Source organism: Xenorhabdus miraniensis, assembly GCF_002632615.1.
Window position 1 is genome coordinate 9,749 of the sequence record NZ_NITZ01000036.1, and the last position, 10,736, is coordinate 20,484.

At 48.9% G+C, this 10,736-nt stretch carries 2 protein-coding genes; both read right to left on the reverse strand.

The genetic code is table 11. From position 1 onward, the window contains the following. Positions 1-5,743: non-ribosomal peptide synthetase (locus Xmir_RS20355; protein ID WP_145956919.1), on the reverse strand; the 5,743-nt coding region annotated here is incomplete at its 3' end. 3 nt (positions 5,744-5,746) lie between these two features. Beyond that, positions 5,747-10,736 (reverse strand): non-ribosomal peptide synthetase (locus Xmir_RS20360; protein ID WP_145956920.1); only part of this gene is annotated, 4,990 nt, incomplete at its 5' end.

The following is a 10,736-nucleotide window of genomic DNA, read 5'->3' on the forward strand; positions in this document are numbered from 1 at the left end:
TGTTGAGTGCGGCGATATCCTTCTGTATGTCTTGTAAAACCGCAGAGATATTGTCCGCCTGAGTCCACTGCACCATCAACGGCAGGGTATTAATATACAGGCCAACACTGGACTCGATTCCATCCACTGGAACATCACGCCCGGATACAGTCGTGCCGACAATGGTCTGTTCATCTCCGCTGTAATTGTGTAGCAATTTATGCCAGGCAAATTGCAGGACCACATTGAGAGTAACACCTTGTTCACGACACATTTCCTTAAGCTGATGGTAAGCGTTTCCTTGTAGGGTAATCGCTTTACCCGCTGGTTTTTCAATCGCTTTTATTTGCGTTAAATCAATGTCGTGACTTAACAGCGCCGAAAGATCATTGGCTCTGTGGAATTGTGTTTTGCGTTCATCCCAATAAGCCTCAGATTCTGCTTTATGATTCAGATAGTATTGTTGGGTTGCCAGATAGGCTTTATCTACCACTACTTGGGGGATGCGCCCCTGCGTGAGTTCGTTGTAATACTCATGTACGGTCTGCAATAAAATCGGGTTACTCCAGCCGTCGATAATACAGTGGTGTTGTGTAATCAGCACGGTTACCAGATTTTCATGCTGTTTAATTAAGGTAAAACGGATTAATCCGGGCTGACTAAAATCAAAAGGCAGGGTACGGTCATGCTGCTGGATTGCGTCAATTGCGTTATTCTGTTCTTCTTCTGGTAAGTGACTGATATCTTTGATCTTGAAATTCTCCGCACTAATACTTGCGCCTTCAGTTGCAATTTGCAAAACTTCCTCTTCCCAGTTAAATGCCGTTCTAAGGATGGGGAAGCGCAGTGAAGCCAGAACCCAAGACTGCTGGTAGGTAGCAGGGTCAAGTTGTGTGTGATAATCCAACAGGTGTTGCACCCGATAGGCATCATCTTGCGGCTGAGTCAAATGGTGATAAATGAATCCCTGCTGCAAGCTGGTCGCAGGGTACAGCCCTTCAATCTGGTACATCTGCTGAAGATGGCACAAGAGCTTAATTGAAATCCCTTTAACACCATAATCACTGGGCGTTTTTATCCCGCCCGATTGAGCCTGTTTTTGACTCGTTGTGATAACAGAGTAGAGTGCCTGCTCAAATGCTGTGATAAACACTTTTGTCTGAACTTTTGACAAGCGGGAACTGACACTGAATTGCAGCTTGCCCGCTTGAATCAGGCCATTAATGTTCAGCAGCAAATGGCTATGATTATCGTCTGCCACTACGGCTCCGTAATCATCGCTGGTCAGTGACCAGTTTTGTTCGGTTTCCCCGCCTAATTGGCCAAGGTAGTTGAAACTGATCGTCGGCAAATCCCCGGTCAAGTATCCTGTCTGACGTAGTGTGCCATAACCAATACCTTTGTTTGGCACAGCACGGAGCATCTCTTTGGTATGAATAATAGTTTCTGCAATATCAGCCTGCATTGCCAGACGAACAGGATACACGGTTGTAAACCAGCCGACGGTTTCGGAAACATCCAGTGTATTGTCGATAGTTTCCCGACCATGTCCCTCAAGTATGATGTGGTTAACCGGTTTTGATAAAACAACAGGTAATGCCAGTGTGAGGGCACTGATCAATAAGTCATTGATTTCAGTCTGATAACCGGCATTAGATTCACGTAGCAGAATGTCAGTTAATTCAGTGGAAATGCCCAGCATGTGGTGATTGATTTCATCGGAAATAGGATGAGTATGACTGTCTGTCACCACTTGTTGCCAGTAAGGGACTTCCTGTTGATGATGTTCTACGTAGTGATGAACAGCATTAACCCATTGCCGATAACTACTGGTCTTCGCTGGCAATGTTTTACCTTGCAACAATCTGCTCATATCTTCAGCAATAATTCGCCAGGATACTACGTCAATAATCAGATGATGAAACGCAAAGAACAGCCGGGCACTGCCATCAGCGTATCCGGTCAGGTGACCAGCCTGCCATAATGGCCCGTTATGGTAATCAAACCCGTTTTGCCATCGGGTCAATTGTTGATGTAATTCAGCGTCTGAGAACTGACTGACATCACAGTGCAGTAATGCAGGTAGCCAGGATGGCATTTCTGCGGGATAACATTGGCGATGACCCTGTTCAGTGTCGACAAAATAGACACGTAACATATCATGCCGCTCAGTCAGGATGGTCAGAGCCTGTTCAATTGCGGCATAACTGATATCGCCGGGCAATCGGAGTATAAATGCCTGATTCCAATAATGTGGACTTGATAAATTCCAGTCAAAGAAAGTCTGCTGGATAGGCAATAAACCAAATTCCCCGCTTAGTAATCCCTGCTCTGCAATGACTTTTGTTGTCGATGATGACAATGTCAGCAGTTGGGCTAACCGGGCCACCGTTGGCGCCTCAAAAATCGATTTAACCTGAAGGGAAAAGCCAGCCTGACGCAGTTTGGAAACGAGCTGGATACTGACAATCGAATCACCACCAATGCGGAAAAAGTTATCTTCAATGCCGATGTGTTCCAGCCCCAATACCGCCTGCCAAATGGCACACAGCCGGGTTTCCAGTTCATTACGGGGAGCAACATAGTTGTCCCTGTTTTCCCAGATTGGCTCTGGCAGGGCGTGGCGATCCACTTTACCGTTCCGGGTCAGGGGCATGGATTGAATGCGGGTAAAGCTGGCCGGCAGCATATATTCCGGCAGGCGGGAGGAGAGATACCTAATCAGGATATCATCAGACAGGGCACTCTCTGTGACCAGATACGCGGCCAGTACTTTATTCCCGTTATGTTCATGGACAACCACCACCGCTTGTCTGACTTGCGGGTGGGAAGCAAGGGCATTTTCGATTTCCCCCAGCTCAATGCGGAAACCGCGGATTTTGACCTGAAAATCATTGCGCCCAAGGTATTCGATATTGCCGTCCGGCAGCCAGCGACCGAGATCCCCGGTCTTGTACATGCGGGCATCCGGATCCGGGAAGAAGGGATCGGGCAGGAAACGCTCTTTCGTCAGTTCAGGGCGGTTCAGATAGCCACGGGCGACACCCGTTCCACCGATATGAATTTCACCCATTGCCCCCACCGGAACAAGTTGCCCGTGAGGATCAAGCAAATAAATCCGGGTATTGCCAATGGGCCGGCCAATCGGGATTGACTGGCTCACATCGACAAGGGAAGTCATGGCATATGTTGTGGCAAAGGTTGTCGTTTCTGTCGGGCCATAGCCGTTAATCAGATGTACAGGCGGGGTGTCAGCTAATTGCACTTGCCTTATCTTCTGTGGATTGAGCACATCCCCCCCGACAAGCAGGTAGCGCAGTTGCCCGAACACCGGAAGAAGCGTATCAAGGTACTCGTTAAACAAACCAACGGTTAACCATAACGCGGTGACTTTTCCCTTGATTAAGGTATGACGGAAACGTATCGGTTCGAGTAACACTGACGATGGAACAATATACAGGCATCCGCCGTTGAGCAGGGCAGACCAAATCTCCCATGTGGCGGCATCGAATGATGTATTGGCACAATGGGCAATGCAGTCAGCGGGACCCACGTCGGCGAAGCCACTATTGATAATCAGGCGCAGCACATTGCGGTGCTCGACCATTACCCCCTTGGGCAGGCCGGTAGAACCAGAGGTGTAGATCACATAGGCCAGATGGCGTGAGGTCAGCCCCAGAGCCGGTGTGTCCGGATTATTGTCCGGCAGGGTGTTATTATCTAATACAGTTTCAAAGAGTGGAGCCGGACTATCGAGCAATACTGTGTTATCGATTAACGCCATGGGAACGTCGCGGGTCAGTTTCCCGGCCTGGGCTGTCTGGGTCAGCAAAGCCACTGGTTTGGCATCTTCCAGCATATAGGCCAGCCTTTCAGCCGGATAAGTCGGATCGAGTGGCACATAAGCGCCGCCCGCCTTGAGGATAGCGAGCAACCCCACCACCATGTCCGGACTGCGCTCAAGACAAATGGCAACCAAATCATCCGGACGTACTCCCAATGCAATCAAATGATGCGCCAGACGATTGGCGCGTCGGTTGAGTTCGCCATAGCTCATGCTTTGATCTTCAAATATGATGGCAGTGGCATCAGGATGCTGGGATGCCTGTGCTTCAAACACCTGTTGCAGGGTTTTGTCCTGCGGGTAGGAAACATCGGTCTGGTTCCAGGTGTGCAGCAGGGTATGGCGCTCTTCTTCACTGAGGAGTGTTACTGACGTATGAGACTGGTGTGGATTACATGCTACAGCGCGCAGAATACATTCAAGCTGGCAAAGCAGGCGTTGTACCTGTTTTTCCGTCAGCCAGTCTTCACCATAACTTAATTTTATGATTAAACGGTTATCTTGCTCATAGGCCATTAATAACACCGGATAATCTACTTTTTCGACAGCATGTCGGAATGTCAGGGTATGTTCTATGCCTTCCTTGTTTTCGCTCAGCGCTGGGGCAGGGTAGTTTTCAAAAACCAGCAGGCTATGGAATAACCGTTCTCCATCTGGCTGCAAGCTGGCGAGTGATACGGCACTGTGGCTGTTGAGTGCGGCGATATTTTTTTGGATGTCTTGTAAGACAGCAGCCACACTGCTTGTCGACTCCCATTGCACCATCAACGGCAATGTATTGATATACAGTCCCACACTGGACTCAATACCCTCTATGGGAACATCGCGACCAGACACGGTGGTGCCAACAATGGTTTGCTTATCGCCAGTATAACTGTGCAATAATTTATGCCAGGCAAATTGCAGGACCACATTGAGCGTAACGCCTTGTGTCCGGCACGTGTCTTTTAGCTGTTCATAAATGCTTCCCTGTATAGTGAGTATCTGTTCAGCAGGCTTTTCAACGGCTTTTATCTGCGTTAAGTCAGTGTGATGACTTAACAGCGCTGAAAGATCATTAGCTCTCTGAAATTGTGCTTTGCATTCATCCCAATAGGCTTCTGATTCGGTTTTATGATCAAGATGGTATTGTTGGGTTGCCAGATAAGCCTGTTCCACTACAACTTGTGGTATTTGTCCCTTTATCAGTTGGTTGTAATACTCATGCACAGCCTGTAATAAAATCGGGTAACTCCAGCCATCTACAATGCAGTGATGCAGAGTGATTAACACTGTTATTAGCTGTTCATCCTGTTTGATGAATGTGAAACGGATTAATCCGGGCTGATTTAAATCAAAAGGCAGATTGCGGTCATTTTGTTGGATCGCTTCAATGGCTTTGTTGCGATCTTCTTCTGATAATTGAGTGATATTCAGGGAAGTAAAATTCGTTGGGCCAATACTGGAACCCGCTGTGATTATCTGTAATATCTCTCCCTCCCAATCAAATGCGGTTCTGAGGATGGGAAAACGGAGCGAAGCCAGTGACCATGCTTCTTGATAGGCAGCAAGATCAACATTGGTGTGATAATCCACCAGCAATTGTACACGATAGGCATCATCCTGTGGCTGAGCCAGATAATGGTATACAAATCCCTGTTGCAAACTGTTGGCAGGAAATATCGCTTCAATTTTGTTTCTGGGAGATGGGACAGAATCATTCAATCCAGCATGATTTTCACTGAAAATAAAACTTTTGAATTCTTCTTCAGAGAAGATATTTTTCTCGTTTAGGAAATCTAATACGTCCTCTCTTCTCTGCTTAACCTTATCAATAAGTTGAGCAGGGGGATTATCCCCTGTAAATGCCAGCTTCAACTTATTCTCACAAACCCATACTGATACATGATTTTTGTTAAGTTCTTTAAATAGCATCAACATTTTTTACAAGTCCAAAATTGTTTTCTTTTGTGGTTGGAGGTGCGGATTTTCATTATTCACTTGAGCAAAACGATGCGTGAGCTGGTTTAGCTGCTCCATCGAAACGCCCTTGATTCCGTAATCACTGGAGGTTTTTATTCCTCCTGCCTGAGCCTGTTTTTGACCCGTCGCGGTGATGTTAATGAGTGCTTGTTCAAATGCCTTGATAAACACCGCGGTCTGGGATTGTGGCAGACGGGAATCCACACTAAATTGCAGTTTTCCTGCCTGAACTGCGCCGTTGATGCCCAACAGTAAGTGGCTGTCGTTTTCGCTGGCGATCATATCCCCACAACCATCACTGGTTATGAGCCAGTCTTGATGGCTGGCTCCTCCTAATTGCCCGAGGTAGTTGAAACTGATGGCTGGCAAATCGCCTGTCAGATATCCCGCTTGATGTAATGCGCCGTAGCCAATACCTTTGTTTGGTATGCCCCGAAGCATCTCTTTGGTGTGAATAATGGTTTCTGCAATATCAGCCTGCATTGCCAGACGAACGGGGTACATGGTTGTAAACCAACCGACGGTTTCGGAAAGATCCAATGTTTTATCAATGGGTTCCCGACCGTGTCCTTCCAGAAGGATGTAGTTTACGTCTTGTGAGAAAGTTTCCTGCAAGGCCAGTGCCAGTGCGCTCAGCAGTAAGTCGTTAATTTCCGTGTGGTAACCGATGTTGGCTTCGTGTAGCAGGATGTTCGTCATCTCAGCAGAAATGCTTAACCCGTGCTGGGTGATGCTATCCAGCGCTGGTTTGATGGTTTTTCCGGCTACTGTTTGTTGGGCCATCATCCGTTGCCAGTAGGGCACTTCATCTTGATGTTGTTCTGCATAATGATGGACAGCGGCCACCCATTGCCGGTAACTGCTGGTCTTCGCTGGTAACGCCATGCCCTGCAATAACAGACGCATATCTTCAGTAATAATGCGCCACGACACTGCGTCAATAATTAGATGATGAAACGCAAAGAACAGCCGGGCACTGCCATCAGCGTATCCGGTCAGGTGACCAGCCTGCCATAATGGCTCGTTATGGTAATCAAACCCGTTTTGCCATTGGGTCAATTGTTGATGTAGTTCAGCGTCTGAGAACTGACTGACATCACAGTGCAGTAATGCTGGCAGACAGAGAGCGGTTTCCGCAGAATAACACTGGCGGTAGCCATTTTCAGTGTGGGCAAAATGGGTACGTAACATATCATGCCGCTCAGTCAGGCTGATTAAAGCTTGCTCAATATCCGCATGTTTGATGTATCCGGGAAGCTGGAGCATAAATGCCTGATTCCAATGGTGCGGATTCGATAAGCTCCAGTCGAAGAAAGTCTGCTGGATAGGCAATAAACCAAATTCCCCGTTTAATAATCCCTGCTCTGCAATGACTTTTGCTGTCGATGATGACAATGTCAGCAGTTGGGCTAACCGGGCCACCGTTGGCGCTTCAAAAATCGATTTAACCTGAAGGGAAAAGCCTGCCTGACGCAGTTTGGAAACGAGCTGGATACTGACAATCGAATCACCACCAATGCGGAAAAAGTTATCTTCAATGCCGATGTGTTCCAGCCCCAATACCGCCTGCCAAATGGCACACAGCCGGGTTTCCAGTTCATTACGGGGAGCAACATAGTTGTCCCTGTTTTCCCAGATTGGCTCTGGCAGGGCATGGCGATCCACTTTACCGTTCCGGGTCAGGGGCATGGATTGAATGCGGGTAAAGCTGGCCGGCAGCATATATTCCGGCAGGCGGGAGGAGAGATACCTAATCAGGATATCATCAGACAGGGCACTCTCTGTGACCAGATACGCGGCCAGTACTTTATTCCCGTTATGTTCATGGACAACCACCACCGCTTGTCTGACTTGCGGGTGGGAAGCAAGGGCATTTTCGATTTCCCCCAGCTCAATGCGGAAACCGCGGATTTTGACCTGAAAATCATTGCGCCCAAGGTATTCGATATTGCCGTCCGGCAGCCAGCGACCGAGATCCCCGGTCTTGTACATGCGGGCATCCGGATCCGGGAAGAAGGGATCGGGCAGGAAACGCTCTTTCGTCAGTTCAGGGCGGTTCAGATAGCCACGGGCGACACCCGTTCCACCGATATGAATTTCACCCATTGCCCCCACCGGAACAAGTTGCCCGTGAGGATCAAGCAAATAAATCCGGGTATTGCCAATGGGCCGGCCAATCGGGATTGACTGGCTCACATCGACAAGGGAAGTCATGGCATATGTTGTGGCAAAGGTTGTCGTTTCTGTCGGGCCATAGCCGTTAATCAGATGTACAGGCGGGGTGTCAGCTAATTGCACTTGCCTTATCTTCTGTGGATTGAGCACATCCCCCCCGACAAGCAGGTAGCGCAGTTGCCCGAACACCGGAAGAAGCGTATCAAGGTACTCGTTAAACAAACCAACGGTTAACCATAACGCGGTGACTTTTCCCTTGATTAAGGTATGACGGAAACGTATCGGTTCGAGTAACACTGACGATGGAACAATATACAGGCATCCGCCGTTGAGCAGGGCAGACCAAATCTCCCATGTGGCGGCATCGAATGATGTATTGGCACAATGGGCAATGCAGTCAGCGGGACCCACGTCGGCGAAGCCACTATTGATAATCAGGCGCAGCACATTGCGGTGCTCGACCATTACCCCCTTGGGCAGGCCGGTAGAACCAGAGGTGTAGATCACATAGGCCAGATGGCGTGAGGTCAGCCCCAGAGCCGGTGTGTCCGGATTATTGTCCGGCAGGGTGTTATTATCTAATACAGTTTCAAAGAGTGGAGCCGGACTATCGAGCAATACTGTGTTATCGATTAACGCCATGGGAACGTCGCGGGTCAGTTTCCCGGCCTGGGCTGTCTGGGTCAGCAAAGCCACTGGTTTGGCATCTTCCAGCATATAGGCCAGCCTTTCAGCCGGATAAGTCGGATCGAGTGGCACATAAGCGCCGCCCGCCTTGAGGATAGCGAGCAACCCCACCACCATGTCCGGACTGCGCTCAAGACAAATGGCAACCAAATCATCCGGACGTACTCCCAATGCAATCAAATGATGCGCCAGACGATTGGCGCGTCGGTTGAGTTCGCCATAGCTCATGCTTTGATCTTCAAATATGATGGCAGTGGCATCAGGATGCTGGGATGCCTGTGCTTCAAACACCTGTTGCAGGGTTTTGTCCTGCGGGTAGGAAACATCGGTCTGGTTCCAGGTGTGCAGCAGGGTATGACGGTCTTGTGCGGGCAGGATATCAAGCTCAGACAGGGATTGTTTCTGATTTGCCACTAATGCAGCCAGCACCCGTTGGTAGATAGCCACCAACCGCACGATGGTTTCCTCGTCAAACAGGCTGACCGCGTAATTCAGACAACCCGTAATATTGGCCTGCCTGTCGGACAAAAACAGGCTCAGATCAAACTTAGCGGGACTATCTGGAGAGTCGTCCAGTGTAACCGGATTAAATGGCAGGGGGGTTCTGTTTGGCAGGTTCTCACCAAAACTTTGTAAGCTGAACATCACCTGAAAAATCGGGTGGCGGGAGGTATCACGTTCAATTCCCAGTGTTTCAACCAGATGTTCAAACGGCATATCCTGATAGTTCTTGGCTTCGGTCACCATCTTATGGGTCTGTTTAATCAGGCTTTCCACACTGGCAGTTTGTTGAATCTGTGCTCTTAAGACCAGTGAGTTGACGAACATACCAATCAGGGACTGAGTTTGTGCATGATGTCGGTTATCGGTAGGCGTCCCCAGTACGATATCATCCTGTCCGGATAATTTTGCCAGCGTGACATAAAGGCCACTGAGCAGCACAGTATATAAGGTGGTTTCCTGAGCCTTAGCCAATGTTCTTAGCTGCGCAGACAGCGCTGTATCCAGCGTAAAATTGAAATCCCGCCCTTGATAATTGACCTGGGCGGGTCTGGGGTGATCTGTTGGTAAAGCCAGGGGTTCGTAGCCGGCCAAGGTTTTCTGCCAGTAGGCAAGCTGGCGTTCACGCACTTCACCCTGTAAATATTCCCGTTGCCATGCAGCGTAATCGCCATAGGTGATCTCCAGAGGCACTAGCTGGCTGTCACGGCCTTCTGACAAGGAGTGATAAATCTCTGCCAGTTCATCCATAAAAATATCAATGGACCAGCCATCAATGGCAATGTGGTGCCACAACATTAACAGGTAATGTTTATCGGTCACTTGCTTATTGGTCAATTGATTATCGAACAATTGATAATGACACAAACGCAGGCTCGGTTCGGTAGCCAGATCAAAGGGTGTGGCTATTTCAGCGTGAACCATGCTCAAGAGAGTGCCAAGATCTCCACAGGATTGTGACTGGATAATTAAATCATCGCCCGACATTTGTGGGTAAATCTGTCCCTGATTATTATTGGGATAGACCATCTTCATCACGGAATGACGTTCAACCAGCCGGTTAATGGCAGTTTCTAACAAGGGCAGACAGGCGTCGTTATCCAGCTCAACCAGATAAGGGATGTGGTAGGCGCTAGTGCCTTGTTCAAACTGCTCGATAAATAACATCCGCTCCTGAGCAAACGATAAAGGGTAATGTTCCAGTGCAAGGTGAGGGATGATCGTATAAGCCTGCTGTCCTATATGAGTGACTAAGCCAGCGATGGTTTTCAGCTCAAACAATTGCGCCAGTGAGACTTCCATTGCCAAGGCTCGGCGAATAGCTGCCGTGAGCTTAATCGCCGTAAGGGAGTTACCACCGATGCGGAAGAAGTTATCTTCGATGCCAACCTGCTCCAACCCCAATATTTCTTGCCAGATAGCACACAGTTGGGTTTCCAGTGCATTGCGGGGAGCGACATAACTGTCTTGGTTTTCCCATGCCGGTTCCGGCAAGGCGCGGCGATCCAGCTTGCCGTTCAGGGTCAGCGGCACAGATGCAATGCGGGTAAAGCTGGCCGGCAGCATATAATCCGGTAAACGGCCGAAG